The organism is Nocardia puris (assembly GCF_036051655.1).
GTDB classification, from domain to species: Bacteria; Actinomycetota; Actinomycetes; order Mycobacteriales; family Mycobacteriaceae; genus Nocardia; species Nocardia puris.
Genome location: NZ_CP107943.1, coordinates 4515403 through 4533271 on the forward strand (window position 1 = coordinate 4515403; position 17869 = coordinate 4533271).

Consider the following 17869-nt stretch of genomic DNA (forward strand, 5'->3'; position numbering starts at 1 on the left):
AGTATGGCCGATCGTTCGTCCGTGCAAGCCCCCGATGGAAGAATGACGCACATGGCCGAGACGACAACCGATCAGCGCCTGGTCAAGGGCGCGAGGTCCCGCGCGGCGATCGCCAGGCACGCGGCCGACGTGGCCTCGGTCGAGGGGCTCACCGGCGTGAGCATCGGGCGGCTGGCGGCCGACCTCGGCGTCAGCAAGAGCGGCATCGCGACGCTGTTCGGGTCGAAGGAAGCGCTACAACTGGCCGCCGTGCGGGCCGCGCGGGAGGTGTTCGTGGAGCGGATCATCGCGCCCGCCATGGCGGAGCCGTCTGGACCTGGACGACTCCGCGTCCTGATCGACCGCTGGTTCGACCATGTGCTGGAGCCGTCCTTCCCCGGCGGGTGTTTCCGCACCGCCGCGGTCGCCGAGTTCGACAGCAGGCCGGGCCCGGTGCGCGACGCCATCGCCGCCGACCGCGACGAATGGCTGACCTTCCTCGCGGGCGAGATCGGCAAGGCGCAGGCGGCGGGCGCGCTGACCGGCCACGACCCCGACGCCCTCGCGTTCGAACTGGACGTCTTGGTGGGAGCCGCCAGCACCGCCCATCAGTTCGGCGATGAGAAGCGCGTTCGCATGGCGCGGCAACTGGTGGACCGCCTGCTGGCTTGAAAACCGGCTCGCGGAACGGGATTCACACATGCCGGTCGCTGCCGCGCGGGTGTCGCGCCTGCCCTCCGGGTGGTCGCGGCGAGTGACGGGCTCGGCCGGGCGGCATCGGCACTCCAGCACTCAGGCATGGTGCAGGATGCCGCAGTGAGTCGTGGTCCGGCCCCGAATCCCTCAGGCCGACAGTGCGAGCGCGCCGCTGTACGCCGATTCGTAACGCGCGCAGGCCAACGCGACGAGTGCGCCGTGCGCGCCGAGCACACCGGCGTGCACCAGCTCCGGCGCGGCGGTGCGGAGCCGATCGGTCAGCAGGCCGGGCGCCAGGAACCACGGCGCCACGATCACCCGCCCGGCACCGCGGGCGCGCAGGCGCGTGATGGCCTCGTGCACGGTGGGTTCCGTTGTCGCGAAGCAGATTTCGGCGGGCAATCCGGTCAGCGCCGAGAGCTGACGCGCCACCGTCGCGGTGCGCACGTTGGCGGCGGCCGAGGACGAACCGACGGCGGCCACCGCGATACCCAGACCGGGCTCGAGCGCCCCTGCGGCCGCGATCACACGGTCGCGCAGCACGCCGATCAGCCCCGGATCGGGCCCGAGCACATCCGCCTGCGTCAGCGTCAGCCGCGGATGACGCGCACGCGCCGCGTCGAGCAATCCCGGCAGATCCACCCGGGCGTGGAACGCGCTGCCCAGCAGCAGCGGCACCACGATCGCCTCCGAATGTCCTTCGGCGGCAACGGCATCCACGACCTGCTCGACCGAGGGCGCGCTCAGGTCGAGGAACGCCAGCCGCACGTCGAGATCGGGCCGCGCGGCGGCGATCCCGGCCGCGACCGCCGCCATGGTGGCCGCCGACCGCGGATCACGACTGCCGTGCGCTACCGCGATCAACGCGGGACGTGCCCCCGCGACCGGGCCCACGCGGTCCGGCCGGATTCCGGGGAACACCGCGCTCACCTCAGACTCCCGCGCCGACCTCGACGGCGGTCAGCACGTCACCGACCAGACCCGCGCCGAGGGTGTTGCCCCCCGCCGGGTCGATCAGCAGGAAGCTGCCCGTGTGGCGGTTGGCCCGGTAGTCGTCGGTCGCGATCGGCTCCGCGACGCGCACCGAGATGCGGCCGATATCGTTGAGCGACAACGCTTCCGGATTCGGATCGGCGGCCAGGCGCTGCTCGTCGAACCGCTCGATGAGCGCGCCGACGATGGCCTGGGTGGTCTTGGTGCCGTGCTTGAGCAGCAGGCGGGCGCCGGGGCGCAGCGGTTTGTCGCCCAGCCAGCACACGGTGGCATCGAAGCTGTCGATCGGCTCCGGCGCGTCGGCCACCGAGGCGATGATGTCGCCGCGCGAGATGTCCACGTCGTCGGCCAGGATCAGCGTCACGCTGCGCCCGAACTGCGCGACCGCCAGCTCGCCGTCGGGGGTGTCGATGCGCTCGACCGTGGTGCGCACACCCGAGGGCAGCACCACGACCTCGTCGCCGGGCGCCACCGAACCGGCCGCGATCTGCCCGGCGTAGCCGCGGTAGTCGGGGTATTCCGGGGTGCGCGGGCGGATCACGTACTGCACCGGGAACCGCAGGCCGAGCGAATGCGTGCCCGTGTTGTCGGCGTCCGCCGGCACCGATTCGAGATGCTCGATCAGCGATGGGCCGTCGTAGTAGGGCGTGTTCTCCGAGCGGCTGGCGATGTTGTCGCCGTGCAGCGCCGAGACCGGGATCTCGAGCACGTCCTCGGGCGCCCAGCCCAGTGCCGAGGTGAGCTTGGTGAATTCGGCCGAGATGTCGGCGAATACGGTGGCGGCGTCGTCGACCAGGTCGATCTTGTTGACGGCCAGCACCAGCTTCGGCACCCCGAGCAGCGCCAGCACCGCGGCGTGGCGGCGGGTCTGCTCGATCACGCCCTTGCGCGCGTCGACGAGCAGGATCACCAGCTGCGCGGTGGACGCGCCGGACACGGTGTTGCGGGTGTACTGCACGTGCCCGGGGGTGTCCGCGAGCACGAAAGACCGCTTGGGCGTGGCGAAGTAGCGGTAGGCGACATCGATGGTGATCCCCTGCTCCCGCTCCGCCCGCAGCCCGTCCACGAGCAGCGACAGGTCCGGGGTGGACAGGCCCTTGTCGACCGACGCGCGGGTCACCGCGTCGATCTGGTCGGCCAGCACGGACTTGGTGTCGTAGAGCAGCCGTCCGACCAGGGTGGACTTGCCGTCGTCGACAGAACCGGCGGTGGCCAGCCTCAACAGGTCGGACATCTCAGAAATAACCCTCTCGCTTGCGGTCTTCCATCGCGGCTTCGGAGACACGGTCGTCACCGCGGGTGGCACCGCGTTCGGTCAATCGGGACGCCGCGACCTCGGCGAGAATCGCCTCGTTGGTCGCCGCGTCGGACAGGATGGCGCCGGTGGTGGAGCCGTCGCCGACGGTGCGGTAGCGCACCGAACGGGTCTCGAGCACCTCGCCCTCGCGCGGGCCGCCCCACACGCCGGGGGTCATCCACATGCCGTCGCGCTGGTACACCGGGCGCTGGTGGGCGTAGTAGATCGTGGCCAATTCCACGTTCTCCCTGGCGATGTAGCGCCAGATGTCCAGCTCGGTCCAGTTGCTCAGCGGGAACACCCGCACGTGCTCGCCCGGCGCGTGCCGTCCGTTGTAGAGGTTCCACAGCTCGGGGCGCTGGCGCTTGGGGTCCCACTGGCCGAAGGCGTTGCGCAGCGAGAAGATCCGCTCCTTGGCGCGCGAACGCTCCTCGTCGCGGCGGCCGCCGCCGAACACCGCGTCGAAGCGGTGCTCGGTGATGGCGTCCAGCAGCGGCACCGTCTGCAACGGGTTGCGGATGCCGTCGGGGCGCTCGGTGAGCCGGCCGTCGGCGAGGTAGTCCTCCACCTTCGCGACGTGCAGGCGCAGACCGTACTTCTCGACCACGTGATCGCGGAACTCCAGCACCTCGGGCAGGTTGTGCCCGGTGTCCACGTGCAGCAGCGCGAAGGGCAGCGGCGCGGGCCAGAAAGCCTTGAGCGCCAGGTGCAGCAGCACCGTGGAGTCTTTGCCACCGGAGAACAGGATCACCGGCCGCTCGAATTCGCCCGCCACCTCACGGAATACGTGGATGGACTCGGATTCGAGCGCGGCCAGCGTGTCGAATTCGCTGATCCCGAGCGAACGTTCGGTCTTCACGGTGTTCGTCATGCTGTTCCCTCTTTCGCATGCCCGAGCGGCCCCACGTGGTTACGCGAGCTGCCTGCGGGCCCTGACTCGGTCATGCTGTCTCCTCGTGCCGCGGGCACGGTGTGCGCCTCGCTCATGCCTTGTGCAACCCGCATTCGGTCTTGGCGAGGCCGGCCCAGCGGCCGCTGCGCGGATCGGCACCCGGCTCCGGCTTCCGCGTGCACGGAGCGCAGCCGATGGACGGATATCCCTCTTCCACCAGGGGATTGACGAGGATGCCGTGCTGTTCGATGTAGGCCTGCATCTCGTCGTCGGACCACGGCGCGATCGGGTTGATCTTCACCAGGCCGAAGGCTTCGTCGTAGGAGACCAGCGGCGCGTTCGCCCGTGTCGGCGCCTCCACCCGGCGGATGCCGGTGGCCCAGGCGTTGTAGGGCGCCAGGGATCGCTTCAGCGGCACCACTTTTCGCAGGCGGCAGCACTCGTTCGCGTCGCGGGCGAACAGATCCTTGCCGAGCAGGTCGTCCTGCTCGGCGACGGTGTGGTCGGGCCGCACGTTCACCACGTTCACGCCGTAGACCGCCTCCACGGCGTCGCGGGTGCCGATGGTCTCGGCGAAGTGGTACCCGGTGTCGAGGAACAGCACGTCCACGCCCGAACGCACTTGCGCGGCCAGGTGCACCAGCACGCCGTCCTGCATGTTCGAGGCGACGATGTACCCGGTGCCGAAGGTCTCGTCGGTCCAGCGCAGCAGATCGATCGCCGAGGCGTCGGGGCCGAGGTCGGCGGCGCCCTGTTCGGCGAGGGACCGCAGCTCGTCCTCGGACAGCTTCTCCGCGAGTTTCGTTGTCACCATTGCTCTCCCGTTACGCGAGTCACGACGCTCATCGCAGATCGGCCTCGTCGGCACGCACCGCCCACTGCGCGAAACGCTCGTCCGCGTCGCGGTTCTTGACGAAGTTGCGCACCACGCGCTCGATGTAGTCACCGAGTTCCGCGCTGGTCACCTTGTGCTGGCGCAGTTTGCGGCCGAAGCCGCTGTCGAGGCCGAGACTGCCACCCAGGTGAACCTGGAAGCCTTCCACCTGATTCCCGTCGCCGTCGTCCACCAACTGTCCCTTGAAGCCGATGTCGGCGATCTGGGAGCGCCCGCACGAGTTCGGGCAGCCGTTGATGTTCACGGTGATCGGCACGTCGAGGTCGGCGTTGAGGTCGGCCAGGCGCTGCTCCAGTTCGGGCGCGAGCACCTGTGACCGCTTGCGGGTCTCCACGAAGGAGAGCTTGCAGAACTCGATACCGCTGCACGCCAACAGGTTTCGCCGCCAGATGGACGGACGTGCCTGCAGGCCCAGCGGTGCCAGCTCGGTGATGAGCTCCTCGACCTTGTCGTCGGCGACGTCCAGGACGATCAACTTCTGGTACGGCGTGAACCGGATGCGATCGGACCCCACGCGCTCCACCGCGTCGGCCACCTTCTGCAGGATGGTGCCCGACACGCGGCCGGCGATGGGGGAGAAGCCCACGGCGTTGAGCCCGTTGCGCAGTTTCTGCACGCCCACGTGGTCGATCGGCTTGGCGGGCTGCTCCGGCGCGGGACCGTCGATCAGCTTGCGCTTCAGGTACTCGTCCTCGAGCACCTGGCGGAACTTCTCGATGCCCCAGTCCTTGACCAGGAACTTCAGGCGCGCCTTGGTGCGCAGGCGGCGGTAGCCGTAGTCGCGGTAGAGGGCCACCACGGCCTCCCACACGTCGGGCACCTCGTCCAGCGGCACCCACGCGCCCACGCGCTGGGCCAGCATCGGGTTGGTGGACAGGCCGCCGCCGACCCACAGGTCCAGGCCGGGACCGTGCTCGGGGTGCACCACGCCGACGAACGCGATGTCGTTGATCTCGTGCACCACGTCCTGCAGGCCCGAGATCGCGGACTTGAACTTGCGCGGCAGATTCGAGTACCGCTTGTCGCCGATGTAGCGGCGCACGATCTCCTCGATGGCGGGGGTGGGGTCGAGGACCTCGTCGAGCGACTCGCCCGCCAGCGGCGAACCGAGCACCACGCGCGGGCAGTCGCCGCAGGCCTCGGTGGTCTGCAGGCCGACGTCCTCGAGGCGTCGCCAGATCTCCGGCACGTCCTCGATGCGGATCCAGTGGTACTGGACGTTCTCGCGGTCGGACAGGTCGGCGGTGTCGCGGGCGAACTCGGTGGAGATCTGGCCCAGGGTGCGCAGCTGGCGGACGCTGAGCGCGCCGGCGTCGCAGCGCACCCGCATCATGAAGTACTCGGCCTCGAGCAGGTCGATGTTCTCGTCGCCGGTGTAGCTGCCGTCGTAGCCCTGCTCACGCTGGGTGTAGAGGCCCCACCAGCGGAAACGGCCGCGCAAGTCGGCCTTGTCGATGCTGGCGAAACCGCCGGGCGCGTAGATGTTCTCGATGCGCGCGCGGACGTTGAGCGGGTTGTCGTCCTTCTTGCTCTGCTCGTTCGGGTTCAGCGGCTCGCGGTAGCCGAGCGCCCACTGGCCCTCGGACTTGCGGCGGACCGGGGCGCCGGTGCGGGCGCGGGTGCCGGCCGGGACCTCCCGGCGGGGTCGCTCCGGGCGGTCGGCACGGGCGCGGCGTTCCGCGGCCGGGCGTTCGGGACGCTCGGCGTCCGCGCGCTGCGGGCGTTCGGTGGCCGAGCGCGCCGGACGGGCGGCGGGTGCGGGCTGATCGGTGTGACCGGCGTCGGTGCTCGACGTCATGGGGTCGCTCCTGCGGGGTGGGTGGAACATCCGTGCTGAAGGCGCGAGGGGCTGATCTCACGCCCGCGGTATCAGCGGACCGATGGGGGAGTCGCCGGAGGATCCGGACGGAGGCGCCGCTGGGCTACCGGGAGAACCCGGGCCGACAACAGTCGCTGCAGACGCGCTTGTAATCGACGTGGCGACGTGCCACCAGTCGTACTCCGAATGCGCGCATGCGAGCCATTCTGCCACGTCAGCGAGGTCGCTCCGACCGGGATGCCGGTATTCCCCGCGAAAACCCGGGAAATTCCCTGGACCACGGGGCCCATTTGTGACCGGCGTCATAGACCTCCCTACGGTCGCGACCGGTGATTCGCCCGAACTGTCCGGTGTGGGGTGCGTAACGATCCGCCGGGCACCCGACTCGGCTGTAAAGGACCTTCGGCCATTGACGAGTCGATGGTCACAAGCGGATGCTTGTCTTATCCAAGCGATTGATTGGAAAATCCGTGGCCGACGGTACGAAGGACCGCATCATCGGTGAGGCGCTGCGTCTTTTCGCTGATCAGGGCTATGCCGGAACGTCGGTCGCCGCGATCGAGAAGGCCGCGGGTCTGTCGCCGCACTCGGGTGCCCTCTACACCCACTTCGCGTCGAAGGAAGCGGTCATGGCCGCCGCGATCGACCGGGCGGCCCAGGTCGCCGAGGCCGGGTTCGCTCTCGCGCCGATGCTGCCGCTGGGCAATATCGAGGCCGAACTCACGCTCGTCGCGCGGGGCTCGCTGCTCCTGATGGACAACTGGCGCAACCTGATCCGGGTCATGGTGCGCGAATTCGACCAGTTCCCTACGGTGATGGCGCAGGCGCGCGACCGCCTCTTCGACGGCTCCTACCGGTTCCTGGCCGAGTGGCTCGCGGCCAAGGCGAGTGGCGGGGACATCGCCGACCGCGATTTCGAAGCGATCACCAGCATCTGGCTCGGCGCGCTCGAGAACTACTGGGTCCTGTGCCACGTCTACGACAACCCGCCGTTCGGCATGGACGAGGAACGATTCATCCGCCAGTGGGTGGACACCCTGCTCGACGCGATAGGAGCCAGGCCATGACCGGCTTGTTCGACCTCGACGACCCGGCGATCATCGCCGATCCCTATCCGCACTACGCGCGGCTGCGAGAACAGGCACCTGTCCATTACTCGCCGGCCGCCGATCTGTGGATCCTGAGTCGTCACGACGACGTCGCGATCGCGGTGCGCGACGCGCACCGCTTCAGCTCCGACGTCATGAACTCCGGACTCACCGCGAATCCGTTCAACCCGTCCATCCGGGTGCCCCGCCTGCTCGCCGCGCTCCTGGCGCACGGACCGGTGCCGCGTGTCCTGCTCACCAGCGACCCACCCGAGCACACGATGCTGCGGCGCAAGGTCAGCAGGGCCTTCACGCCCCGCGTGATCGCCGCGTGGGAACCGCGCATCCGCGAGATCGCGGACCGGATCGTCGACGAACTGGCCGCCCGCGGGGAAGGTGCGCCGGTGGACCTCGTCGGCGATCTCGCGTCGCCGCTGCCGACCGTCGTGATCGCCGAGATGATGGGCATTCCCGCCGAGCGTCACGCCGACTTCAAACGATGGTCGGACAACCTGGTCGACGGTTTGCTGACCGGCGCAAGCCCGGTCCGGTTGGTGTCGAGCGCGCTGGCGATCTCCTGGTACTTCGCCAGGATCGTCCGGCGGCGCCGCCGAGCGCCGGGCGACGACCTGGTCAGCCTGCTGGTGACCGGCGAGAAGGAGAACGCGCTCACCGTCGCCGAACTGGTCAGCTTCTGCGTCCTGTTGCTGGTCGCGGGCAACGAGACCACGACCAACCTGATCGCCAACGCCGTTCTCGCACTGTTCGACCACCCGGACTTATGGCACCGCCTGCGGGACGAACCGGAGCTCGCGGGGGCCGTCGTCGAGGAGACGCTGCGGTTCGACAGCCCCGGCCAAGGACTGTTGCGCGTCACGACCACCGACGTCACCTTCGGCGCGGTGACCATTCCCGCCGGTGCGCGTGTGCTGCCGCTGATCGGGTCGGCCAACCGGGACCCCGCCCATCACGACGACCCCGACGTGTTCCGGATCGACCGGGAGCGCTCCGATCACCTCGGCTTCGGCACCGGCATCCACTTCTGCCTCGGCAGTGCCCTCGCCCGGCTGGAGAGTCGCGCCGCGCTGGAAGCTCTGTTCCGGCGGATGCCGGGGGTGCGGCCTGCCGGTGCGCCCGGCCGCATCGCCAGTCCGGTGCTCCGCGGACTTCGCACGTTGCCGGTGACCATCCAGTCGGCGTCGCACGCCGGAGGGAGCGGGATGGGTCACTTCGCTTGACCTCGAGTGTTGTTCAGGTCGGAGGGTTGTCGTCATGAGCACTGAGACCGGTACCGAAGTTGATATCGCCGCCGTTCACGCCGTGGTCGCGGCCGTCGATCGGGCCCAGCGGGCGGAGTCGGTGGACGACTTCCTGGCGCTGTTCCACGAGGACGCGCTGTGGACCACCGGGCACGGGAAGCGGTTGTACGGGCGGGCGGCGATCCGGGAGTTCACCGAGGAGGTGCTGCCGGGGGCCAACACGCACGGGCACGCGACCTACGAGGTCGAACATGTCCAGTTCATCCGCCCGGATGTGGCGGCGGTGAAGGTGCGGCAGCGATACATCACCCTCGACGGCGCGGTGGACGGCGAGGGGACGCCACTGTACGTGATGACCCGCGAGGACGGGCGGTGGCTGCTCACCGTCGGCCAGAACACGCCGGTAGTGGTGTAGGCGCGGGCGGGTCCCGGTGGGAGCGGAGGTCGGGCGGGCGGCACAATGGTTCGGTGAGTAGCTCCGCGCCTGCCGTCGACCAAGGACCCGTGCTCCGGGGCTTCGGGGGTGGGGCGTTCGGTGTGTACGTGCACGTGCCGTTCTGCGCGACCCGTTGCGGCTATTGCGATTTCAACACGTACACAGCGGGTGAGCTGGGCACCTCGGCCTCGCCCGAGTCGTGGTTGGCGGCGTTGCGGGGCGAACTCGGCGTCGCGGCGGCGGAGTTCGGGCGGCTGCCGGGCGCGCAGCCCGAGGTGGCGACGGTGTTCGTGGGCGGGGGCACGCCCTCGCTGCTCGGCGGCGACGGACTGGCCGCCGTGCTCGACGCGGTGCGCGCCGAGTTCCCGCTGGCACCCGACGCCGAGGTGACGACCGAGTCCAACCCCGAATCCACCTCGCCCGAATTCTTCGCGCGCATCCGCGACGCCGGCTACACGCGGGTCTCGCTGGGCATGCAGTCCGCCGCCCGGCACGTGCTCGCGATCCTGGATCGCACGCACACGCCGGGCCGCGCGGTCGCGGCCGCGCGGGAGGCGCGCGCCGCCGGGTTCGACCACGTGAACCTCGACCTCATCTACGGCACCCCCGGCGAGACGGACGCCGATCTGGACGCCAGCCTCGACGCGGTGCTGGCCGCAGGCGTGGACCATGTGTCGGCCTATTCGCTGATCGTGGAGGACGGCACCGCCCTGGCCCGCAAGGTGCGCCGCGGCGAACTGCCCGCCCCCGACGAGGACGTGCTCGCCGCCCGCTACGAACGCATCGACGCGCGATTGGGCGCGGCCGGGCTCCGTTGGTACGAGGTATCCAATTGGGCCGCAAATGATTCCGCGCGCTGCCGGCACAATCTGGGCTACTGGGACGGTGGTGACTGGCTCGGCGCGGGCCCCGGCGCGCACAGCCACGTGGGCGGCGTGCGGTGGTGGAACGTCAAGCACCCTGCCCGCTACGCCGAGCGCGTCGCCCGCGGCGGACTGCCCGCCGCGGGCTGGGAGACCCTGACGCCCGAGGAGCAGTACACCGAGCGCGTCATGCTGACGTTGCGCCTGCGCTCCGGGCTGCCGCTGGCCGACCTCGACCCCTCGGCGAGTCCGGCCGTCGACCGCGCCGTCGCCGACGGCCTCGCCACCCGCACCCCCACCCACCTGATCCTCACCGACCGCGGCCGCCTCCTGGCCGACGGCATCGTCCGCGACCTGCTGCTCTGACCGCGGTCCCGACTGGGATCCCCGGAACCGCGACCGACTCGGCGCGACCACTCCTGACCACGTCACCCGACGCTCCGAGACCGGCGCGTGAACCTTCGACACAGGACACCCCTTGTCCTCGGCAGCGTCCCGGACACGTAATCCGGCGACAGCTCGTTCGCCAGCGCCCTCCGAAACCACCTCCGACCGGCCACTTCGCTCACCCTCGGCGGGGCGGCGTGACCTGACTCACCCCTCTGGCGTAGGCTCCCTTTCAACCACGAGGAGACTTATGTCAACCGCACGGCGCGTCCGGCTCGTCCATGATCAGAATGAATTCGCCGAGGCGAAAGCGGCCGAGAAGGCGGAGGTCGAGCGGGTCAACGCGATGGCGGCCCGCACGGTGGCCGGCCACTCGCAGAATGCCGCGGACTGCGAATCCCTGCTCGCGATGCTGGGGCTCGACGCCCTGGCCGGCAGGCAGATCGTCATCCCGCCGCGCTGACCCGGCCCGCGCTCACCGCACCGGGTAGTGCTCGTCCAACCACTCGTCCAGCGTGGGCCCGTCCAGGATCGCGTCCGGACCGGGGAGCAGCGCGCCCTCGGCCTGCGGCCGCTGGTTCGGATCGTCGGCGTTGAACACCTGCTCCACCCGGGCCGGGTGCCCGCGCCTGGCCGCCACCTTCGCCGCCGCTTCGGCGAGATTCACTGCGTGCGGTCCCGCGAGGTCGACCCGGTCGGGCGCGTCGTCGGCCACGGCCAGCTCGGCCAAGTGCTCGGCGGCCGTGCGGGCCGCGACCAGCTGGGCGCGGAACTCCGGCACGAACGCGGTGTCACCGTCGGTGGTCCAGCCGAGCATCATCTCGGTGAACTCGTGGAACTGGGCCGCCCGCAGGACGCGCACCGGCACCGGCCCTTCGGCGTAGGCGCGTTCGTGGGCCAGCTTGCCCGCGTAGTGCCCCTCGCTGAACACGTCGATGCCGATGATCGACACCACCGCGATCCGCCGCACGCCCGCCGCCGACGCGGTCCGCTGCACGGTGCGGGCGACGGTCGCGAAGAAATCCGTCACCGCCGCCGTGTCGACCACCGGTGTGTTCGCCGCGTCCACCACCACATCCACCCCGGTCAGCGCGGCCGCGAGCCCCTCGCCGGTGTAGACGTCCACGCCACCGGCCCGCGTGATCTCCACGACCTCGTGGCCCTTGTCCTTCAGGACGGCGCCCACTTCGCGTCCGATCCGTCCGCTCGCGCCGATCACCGCTACCCGCATGTCGTTCTCCTCTTCCGCTCGGGACTTCGCTGAAGGGACGACGCGGCATCGCGAGGTGTGACAGTGACGTGCGTCACGGCGCAATCGCCTGCGGCGCAGTGGGATCGATCGGCGCGGACACGGACGGTCGCGCACGGTCGATTGGCGGAGAGACAATTAAACTGGATACTCAGTCCACCGGGAACGGTGGTGACGCACGCCCGGGCTGCGCCGGCGAGCCCGCGGCGCAGGGAGGCAGCGAGGAGGTTGGGCCGATGTCGAGCACCGAGGATCGGCGCTTCGAGGTCCTGCGCGCGATTGTGGCGGACTACGTATCGACCAAGGAGCCGATCGGCTCGAAGACCCTGGTGGAGCGGCACAACCTGGGTGTGTCCAGCGCCACGGTCCGCAACGACATGGCCGTGCTCGAGGCCGAGGGCTACATCACCCAGCCGCACACCAGCTCCGGGCGCATCCCCACCGACAAGGGGTACCGGCAGTTCGTCGACCGCATCTCCGAGGTCAAGCCCCTCTCGCCCGCCGAGCGCCGCGCGATCATGGACTTCCTCGAATCCGGCGTCGACCTCGACGACGTGCTGCGCCGCGGCGTGCGGTTGCTGGCCCAGCTCACCCGGCAGGTCGCGGTGGTGCAGTACCCCACGGTGTCGGCGTCGACGGTGCGTCACATCGAGGTCGTCGCGCTGAACCCGGCCCGCCTGCTGCTGGTGGTGATCACCGACACCGGCCGCGTCGACCAGCGCCTGGTGGAACTCGGCGCGGTCATCGACGACGAGGATCTGGCGGCGCTGCGCGCCATGCTCGGCGGCGCGATGGACGGCAAGCGCCTGGCCACCGCCTCCGCCGCGGTCGCCGCCCTGCCCGAGACCGCACCGCAGCGGCTGCGCGATGTGCTGATCCGGGTGTCGACGGTGCTGGTGGAGACCCTGGTCGAGCATCCCGAGGAGCGGCTGGTGCTGGGCGGCACCGCGAATCTCACCCGCAACGCGGGCGATTTCGGCCTGCCCGGTTCGCTGCGCCAGGTGCTCGAGGCGCTCGAGGAGCAGGTGATCGTGCTGAAGCTGATCGCCGCCGCGCAGCAGCCGGGCACCGTCACCGTCCGGATCGGCGAGGAGACCCAGGTCGAGCAGATGCGCGGCACCTCGGTGGTGTCCACGGGGTACGGCACCGAGGGGGCGGTCCTCGGCGGGATGGGCGTGCTCGGCCCGACCCGCATGGACTACCCGGGGACGATCGCGTCGGTGGCCGCCGTGGCGCGCTACATCGGCGAGGTGCTCGCCGAGCGCTGAGCGGGCCGCGAGGTCGCCGCTGCTACCCTCGAACCTCCCGCCGGTTAAAGTTGAGTGTGTCCGGCTAATGTTGTGGCCGGCACCGGTGGGAACCATGACGACGAGCGACCTCCCCGGCCACCCGGCCGGCGGGTGGACAGCGACCAAGGACTAGAGAACTCAAGTGGCACGGGACTACTACGGACTGCTCGGCGTCGCGAAGAACGCGACGGACCAGGAGATCAAGCGCGCCTACCGCAAGCTCGCGCGCGAACTCCACCCCGACGTCAACCCCGACGAGGCCGCGCAGGCCAAGTTCAAGGAAGTGTCAGCGGCCTACGAGGTGCTCTCGGATCCGGAGAAGCGCCGCATCGTGGACATGGGCGGCGATCCGCTGGAATCCGGCGGGGGCGGCGCGGGGTTCTCCGGCGCGGGCTTCGGCGGTCTCGGCGACGTGTTCGAGGCGTTCTTCGGCGGGATGAGCGGCGCGGGCGGCGGCCAGCGCAAACCGCGCGGGCGCGTGCAGCCGGGTGCGGACTCGCTGCTGCGCACCCGCCTGAGCCTGGCCGAGTGCGCGGTCGGCGTCACCAAGCACCTGACCGTCGACACCGCCATCCTGTGCGATTCCTGTCACGGCGCGGGCACCAACGGCAACTCCAAGCCGGTGCGCTGCGAAACCTGCGGGGGCGCGGGCGAGGTCCAGTCGGTGCAGCGGTCCTTCCTCGGCCAGGTGCTCACCTCGCGGCCCTGCCCCACCTGCCGCGGCGCGGGCGAGACCATCCCCGACCCCTGCCACAAGTGCGGCGGCGACGGACGGGTGCGCGCCCGCCGCGAGATCGCCGCGCCGATCCCGGCCGGTGTGGCCAACGGGATGCGCGTGCGGCTCGCCGCGCAGGGTGAGGTCGGGCCCGGCGGCGGTCACGCCGGTGACCTGTACGTCGAGATCGTGGAGCAGCCGCACGACGTGTTCGTCCGCGACGGCGACGACCTGCACTGCACGGTGCGGGTGCCGATGGTGGACGCCGCGCTGGGCACCACCGTCGTCATCGACACCATCCTCGACGGCCCCGTCGAGCTGTCCATCCCCGCGGGCACCCAGCCGGGCGAGGTCTCGGTGCTGCGCGGGCACGGCATGCCGCGGCTGCGCTCGGGCGCGCGCGGTGATCTGCTGGCGCACCTCGACATCGTCATCCCCACCAAGCTGGACGGTAAGCAGACCGATCTGCTGCGCAAGTACAAAGGCATGCGCGACCGCGACCGCGCCGAGGTGATGTCGGCGCAGTCCGAGCACAACAGCGGACTGTTCGCCCGGCTGCGCGCCTCGTTCAGCGGGCGCTGATCCGTTGGCCGCCACGGTCTTCTACCTCGACGACATTCCCGAGCCGGGCGGCCGCGCGGTGCTCGACGGCCCCGAGGGCCGCCACGCCGCCACCGTGCGGCGCATCCGGGTGGGCGAGCCGATCACGCTGTCCGACGGGCGCGGTGTGCTCGCCGCCTCGGAAGTCGTTGCCGCCCAACGCGATCGGCTCGAGTTGACGGTGCTGGAAAAGGTTGTGGCGCAACCGGTTCCGCCGCGCGTCACGGTGGTGCAGGCGCTGCCCAAATCGGAGCGCTCGGAGCTGGCCGTGGAACTCATGACCGAGGCGGGCGCCGACCGGATCGTCCCGTGGCAGGCCGCGCGCTGCGTCGCGAACTGGGAAGCCAAGGCGGCCAAGGGCGTCGAGAAATGGCGGTCGGCGGCGCGCTCGGCCGCGCGGCAGTCCCGTCGGGCCTACATCCCCGAGGTCACCGACCTGCACCGCACGCGCGATCTGCTCGATCTGGTGCGCGACGAGGTGGCGCGGGGCGCGGTGGTCGCGGCGCTACACGAGTCCGGCGCAGGACGTTTCACGGAACTGCCGCTGCGCGAGGCACCCGAGGTGGTGCTGATCGTCGGTCCCGAAGGCGGATTGGCCGACGACGAACTCGCCGCGCTCGCGGACGCCGGTGCCAGCGCCGTGCTGCTCGGTCCGACCGTGTTGCGTACGTCGACCGCGGCGGCGGTGGCGCTCGGCGCGCTAGGGGCGTTGACCGCGCGCTGGTAGCGGCCGCGTCAGCGATTCTTACGCCCGGCGAGCACGCCGTAGGCGACGCCGAAGACCAGGCCGAGGGACAGGCCGAGCGCGAGGTCGTCGAGGATCAGCTGCCCGAAGGCGAGTCCGAAGCAGAGACCGAGGGCCACCCCGGTACTCAGGGCGGCGCCGTCGTCGTTCGAGGTCGGTTCCGGCTCACTCACGGGTCACAGTGTGCCCGATGCGCGCCGACGAGGCCCGACGGCGACCGATCGGTGGCCGGTTATTCACTGTCCGGTGTCGGTGGTGCGGGTTAGACTTTGGTCATTCCTTTTGGCTGTCGAGACCGGAAGCAGGCTGCACAACTTTTGCGAACACAAGGCGAGATCGGAGACCCGACCAACCCCGTGGCGGGTACCGCCGCCCGCGACAACGGTTCGGTGCCCGCGGCACGCACCGTACGCTCCAGCATCGAACTCGCTCCGGAATCCGTGTTCCCCTTCCTCGGTTCGGCCGACGAGAACCTGCGTGAGCTCGAGGGCCTCCTCGACGCGGACATCCACGTGCGCGGCAACTCCGTCACCCTCACCGGCAAGGCGGCCGACGTGGCGCTGGCCGAGCGGGTGATCGAGCAGCTCATCGCCCTGACCGGCCGCAACCGGGTGGTCAGCCCCGAGGCGGTGCGGCACACGGTGTCGATGCTGACCGAGGGGTCGAGCGAGTCCCCGGCCGAGGTGCTGAGCCTGGACATCCTGTCCCGGCGCGGCAAGACCATCCGGCCCAAGACCCTGAACCAGAAGCGCTACGTCGACGCCATCGACGCCAACACCATCGTGTTCGGCATCGGCCCCGCGGGCACCGGCAAGACGTACCTGGGCATGGCGAAGGCCGTGCAGGCGCTGCAGTCCAAGCAGGTCAACCGCATCATCCTCACCCGCCCGGCGGTCGAGGCCGGCGAACGCCTCGGGTTCCTCCCCGGCACGCTGAACGAGAAGATCGACCCCTACCTGCGCCCGCTCTACGACGCCCTGCACGACATGATGGACCCCGAGGCCATCCCCAAACTCATGGCCGCCGGCGTCATCGAGGTAGCGCCCCTGGCGTACATGCGGGGCCGCGCGCAGCCGCTGCACACCAAGGTGCTGACGCCGGCCGGTTTCCGGCCGATCGGTGAGATCGAGGTCGGTGACTTCGTCATCGGGTCCGACGGTAGCGCTACCGAGGTGCTCGGCGTCTATCCGCAGGGGTTCAAGGAGATCTACCGCGTCCACACGCAGGACGGCGCATCGACCTTGGCATCCGGCGACCACCTCTGGTCGGTCTACACGCGCGACGATCGCCGCCGCGGGAAGCCCCCACGGGTGCTCCAGACCAAGGAAATGATCGGCACTCTGCGCGCGGCGCACTACCACCGGTACGAATTGCCACTGCTCAGTTCGCCTGTTCGGTTCCCGTCGGTCGCGGTGCCGATGGACCCGTACGCGCTCGGCCTGTTGCTCGGCGACGGGTGCCTCACCGGCTCGACGACGCCCACCTTCGCGACGAACGATCCCGAGCTCGCGCGGGTGCTCGAGCGGTCGATTCCCGGGATCGTGGTTCGGCACGAGTCGGGCGTGGATGACGTCCTGAATCGAGTGACCGCCCCCAGTGACGTGTTCACGACCGCCAACCCGGTGACCGCGATAGCGCGGCAGTTGGGTCTGGCAGGCGCCCGCTCGGCGACCAAGTTCGTGCCGCGTGAGTACCTGTACAACGATCACGAGGTCCGGCTGGGTGTCTTGCAAGGTCTGCTCGACGCCGACGGTGGGCCGGTCACGCAGCACGGGCGCGCCTGCGGGATCCAGTTCACGACGGTTTCGGAGGAACTGCGCGACAACGTGATCTTCCTGGTGCAGTCGCTCGGTGGTATCGCCCACAGCCGCACCCGCCTTGCCGAAGGCCGCTCACCCGGCCTGGCGAAGGGCCGGGCGGTCGAACATCGTTCGGACGCACACATTCTCGACATCCGGCTGCCCGAGGGTATCGAGCCGTTCCGGCTGGAGCGCAAAGCCGCGAAGTACGCCGAGCACGGTGGTGGCCGCCCGATGCGGTTCATCGACCGCATCGAATCGGCCGGTACCGAGGAAGCCGTGTGCATCCGGGTCGCGGCCGCCGACTCGCTGTACGTCACCGAGGACTTCCTGCTGACGCACAACACGCTCAACGACTCCTTCATCATCTTGGACGAGGCGCAGAACACCACGGCCGAGCAGATGAAGATGTTCCTGACGCGGCTCGGGTTCGGGTCGAAGATCGTGGTGACCGGTGACGTCACGCAGGTCGATCTGCCCAGCGGGGCGCGGTCGGGTCTGCGGGCGGCCACGGAGATCCTCACCGATATCGAGGACATCCACTTCGCCGAGCTCACCAGCAGCGATGTGGTCCGGCACCGCCTGGTCTCCGACATCGTCGACGCCTACGACCGCTTCGAGGCCGACACCCGTCCGGTCGGTCCGCACATGCCGGGCAACCGTGCCCAGCGCCGCGCCGCTGGGCGCTCGGCCCGCCGCTGAGAGTGGCTGGGCCTGACTCAGGTCGCGGGGTGTAGCGCGGACGCGGTGCGCGCGGCATTCGGCCATGTAGCGGGTCGACTTGTGCGCGCGGCGGCACCCCGCCGCGGATGATCCCGTGTGCCGGGCGACCGTCCTGACCGGAGTCGAATCGCGGGTGATTCCCGGT

At 70.2% G+C, this 17869-nt stretch carries 17 protein-coding genes; 10 read left to right on the top strand and 7 right to left on the bottom strand.

The window, feature by feature from the left end; translation table 11 throughout:
* Positions 1 to 42 precede the first annotated feature (42 nt).
* A complete protein-coding gene (locus tag OHB21_RS20820; RefSeq protein ID WP_113975236.1) occupies positions 43 to 651 on the top strand; it encodes a TetR/AcrR family transcriptional regulator in 609 nt (202 codons plus the stop codon).
* A gap of 171 nt (positions 652 to 822) precedes the next feature.
* On the opposite strand, the gene OHB21_RS20825 is transcribed toward OHB21_RS20820, so the two are convergent.
* The 5 genes from OHB21_RS20825 to OHB21_RS20845 all read right to left on the bottom strand — a co-directional run bounded on the left by OHB21_RS20825 (position 823) and on the right by OHB21_RS20845 (position 6550).
* Positions 823 to 1596 (bottom strand): sirohydrochlorin chelatase, encoded by a 774-nt coding sequence (locus OHB21_RS20825; RefSeq protein ID WP_267898915.1) that lies wholly within the window; start codon positions 1594 to 1596, stop codon positions 823 to 825.
* A gap of 10 nt (positions 1597 to 1606) precedes the next feature.
* Entirely contained in the window at positions 1607 to 2902 is a 1296-nt protein-coding gene (locus OHB21_RS20830; RefSeq protein WP_067511983.1) for a sulfate adenylyltransferase subunit 1, read from the bottom strand.
* A gap of 1 nt (position 2903) precedes the next feature.
* Positions 2904 to 3836: a sulfate adenylyltransferase subunit CysD gene (cysD, locus tag OHB21_RS20835; protein ID WP_067511981.1), complete on the bottom strand. Its 933-nt coding sequence runs from the start codon at positions 3834 to 3836 to the stop codon at positions 2904 to 2906.
* A gap of 112 nt (positions 3837 to 3948) precedes the next feature.
* The gene (locus OHB21_RS20840; protein ID WP_067511979.1) at positions 3949 to 4671 is read right to left on the bottom strand and encodes a phosphoadenylyl-sulfate reductase; all 723 of its coding nucleotides are present in this window, start codon (positions 4669 to 4671) and stop codon (positions 3949 to 3951) included.
* 28 nt (positions 4672 to 4699) lie between these two features.
* Complete coding sequence (locus tag OHB21_RS20845; RefSeq protein ID WP_195125770.1) at positions 4700 to 6550, bottom strand: nitrite/sulfite reductase; 1851 nt, start codon at positions 6548 to 6550, stop codon at positions 4700 to 4702.
* Positions 6551 to 7041: 491 nt separating this feature from the next.
* Here OHB21_RS20845 and OHB21_RS20850 point away from each other — a divergent pair, with 491 nt between their 5' ends.
* From OHB21_RS20850 to OHB21_RS20870, 5 genes are all read left to right on the top strand, one after another.
* Positions 7042 to 7638 carry a TetR/AcrR family transcriptional regulator gene (locus OHB21_RS20850; protein WP_328435652.1) on the top strand — a complete coding sequence of 199 codons (597 nt, stop codon included), beginning with the start codon at positions 7042 to 7044 and terminating at the stop codon, positions 7636 to 7638.
* Positions 7635 to 8897, top strand: a complete 1263-nt coding sequence (locus OHB21_RS20855) for a cytochrome P450 (protein ID WP_195125768.1) — start codon at positions 7635 to 7637, stop codon at positions 8895 to 8897. The genes OHB21_RS20850 and OHB21_RS20855 overlap by 4 nt, the downstream gene beginning before the upstream one ends.
* A 34-nt stretch (positions 8898 to 8931) precedes the next feature.
* The gene (locus OHB21_RS20860) at positions 8932 to 9333 is read left to right on the top strand and encodes an SgcJ/EcaC family oxidoreductase (protein WP_195125767.1); all 402 of its coding nucleotides are present in this window, start codon (positions 8932 to 8934) and stop codon (positions 9331 to 9333) included.
* Positions 9334 to 9386: 53 nt separating this feature from the next.
* Positions 9387 to 10583, top strand: coding sequence for a radical SAM family heme chaperone HemW (gene hemW, locus OHB21_RS20865; RefSeq protein WP_407674994.1), 1197 nt, complete (start codon positions 9387 to 9389; stop codon positions 10581 to 10583).
* Between the two features lie 271 nt (positions 10584 to 10854).
* Positions 10855 to 11067: a hypothetical protein gene (locus OHB21_RS20870; RefSeq protein ID WP_067511971.1), complete on the top strand. Its 213-nt coding sequence runs from the start codon at positions 10855 to 10857 to the stop codon at positions 11065 to 11067.
* Between the two features lie 12 nt (positions 11068 to 11079).
* Here the strand turns inward: OHB21_RS20870 and OHB21_RS20875 are convergent, their stop codons facing one another.
* Entirely contained in the window at positions 11080 to 11835 is a 756-nt protein-coding gene (locus OHB21_RS20875; protein WP_067511968.1) for an SDR family oxidoreductase, read from the bottom strand.
* Between the two features lie 254 nt (positions 11836 to 12089).
* On the opposite strand from OHB21_RS20875, the gene hrcA reads away from it, so the two are divergent.
* From hrcA to OHB21_RS20890, 3 genes are all read left to right on the top strand, one after another.
* Positions 12090 to 13121, top strand: a complete 1032-nt coding sequence (gene hrcA / locus OHB21_RS20880; protein ID WP_067511966.1) for a heat-inducible transcriptional repressor HrcA — start codon at positions 12090 to 12092, stop codon at positions 13119 to 13121.
* Positions 13122 to 13284: 163 nt separating this feature from the next.
* Positions 13285 to 14439: a molecular chaperone DnaJ gene (gene dnaJ / locus OHB21_RS20885; RefSeq protein WP_067511964.1), complete on the top strand. Its 1155-nt coding sequence runs from the start codon at positions 13285 to 13287 to the stop codon at positions 14437 to 14439.
* A gap of 4 nt (positions 14440 to 14443) precedes the next feature.
* The gene (locus OHB21_RS20890) at positions 14444 to 15184 is read left to right on the top strand and encodes a 16S rRNA (uracil(1498)-N(3))-methyltransferase (RefSeq protein WP_195125766.1); all 741 of its coding nucleotides are present in this window, start codon (positions 14444 to 14446) and stop codon (positions 15182 to 15184) included.
* 8 nt (positions 15185 to 15192) lie between these two features.
* Here the strand turns inward: OHB21_RS20890 and OHB21_RS20895 are convergent, their stop codons facing one another.
* Positions 15193 to 15375, bottom strand: coding sequence for a hypothetical protein (locus OHB21_RS20895; RefSeq protein WP_067511960.1), 183 nt, complete (start codon positions 15373 to 15375; stop codon positions 15193 to 15195).
* A 183-nt stretch (positions 15376 to 15558) separates the two neighbouring features.
* Between OHB21_RS20895 and OHB21_RS20900 the strand changes: the two genes are divergently transcribed.
* On the top strand, positions 15559 to 17703 hold the full coding sequence (locus tag OHB21_RS20900) for a PhoH family protein (RefSeq protein ID WP_324192043.1): 2145 nt from the start codon (positions 15559 to 15561) through the stop codon (positions 17701 to 17703).
* The last annotated feature ends 166 nt before the right edge of the window (positions 17704 to 17869 follow it).

Excerpts from the sequence above, each read along its gene's own strand:
- OHB21_RS20840 (WP_067511979.1), bottom strand. The coding sequence starts at position 4,671 with ATGGTGACAACGAAACTCGCGGAGAAGCTGTCCGAGGACGAGCTGCGG.
- hrcA (WP_067511966.1), top strand. The coding sequence starts at position 12,090 with ATGTCGAGCACCGAGGATCGGCGCTTCGAGGTCCTGCGCGCGATTGTG.
- OHB21_RS20870 (WP_067511971.1), top strand. The coding sequence starts at position 10,855 with ATGTCAACCGCACGGCGCGTCCGGCTCGTCCATGATCAGAATGAATTC.
- OHB21_RS20860 (WP_195125767.1), top strand. The coding sequence starts at position 8,932 with ATGAGCACTGAGACCGGTACCGAAGTTGATATCGCCGCCGTTCACGCC.
- OHB21_RS20830 (WP_067511983.1), bottom strand. The coding sequence starts at position 2,902 with ATGTCCGACCTGTTGAGGCTGGCCACCGCCGGTTCTGTCGACGACGGC.
- OHB21_RS20845 (WP_195125770.1), bottom strand. The coding sequence starts at position 6,550 with ATGACGTCGAGCACCGACGCCGGTCACACCGATCAGCCCGCACCCGCC.
- OHB21_RS20855 (WP_195125768.1), top strand. The coding sequence starts at position 7,635 with ATGACCGGCTTGTTCGACCTCGACGACCCGGCGATCATCGCCGATCCC.
- cysD (WP_067511981.1), bottom strand. The coding sequence starts at position 3,836 with ATGACGAACACCGTGAAGACCGAACGTTCGCTCGGGATCAGCGAATTC.
- OHB21_RS20820 (WP_113975236.1), top strand. The coding sequence starts at position 43 with ATGACGCACATGGCCGAGACGACAACCGATCAGCGCCTGGTCAAGGGC.
- OHB21_RS20875 (WP_067511968.1), bottom strand. The coding sequence starts at position 11,835 with ATGCGGGTAGCGGTGATCGGCGCGAGCGGACGGATCGGACGCGAAGTG.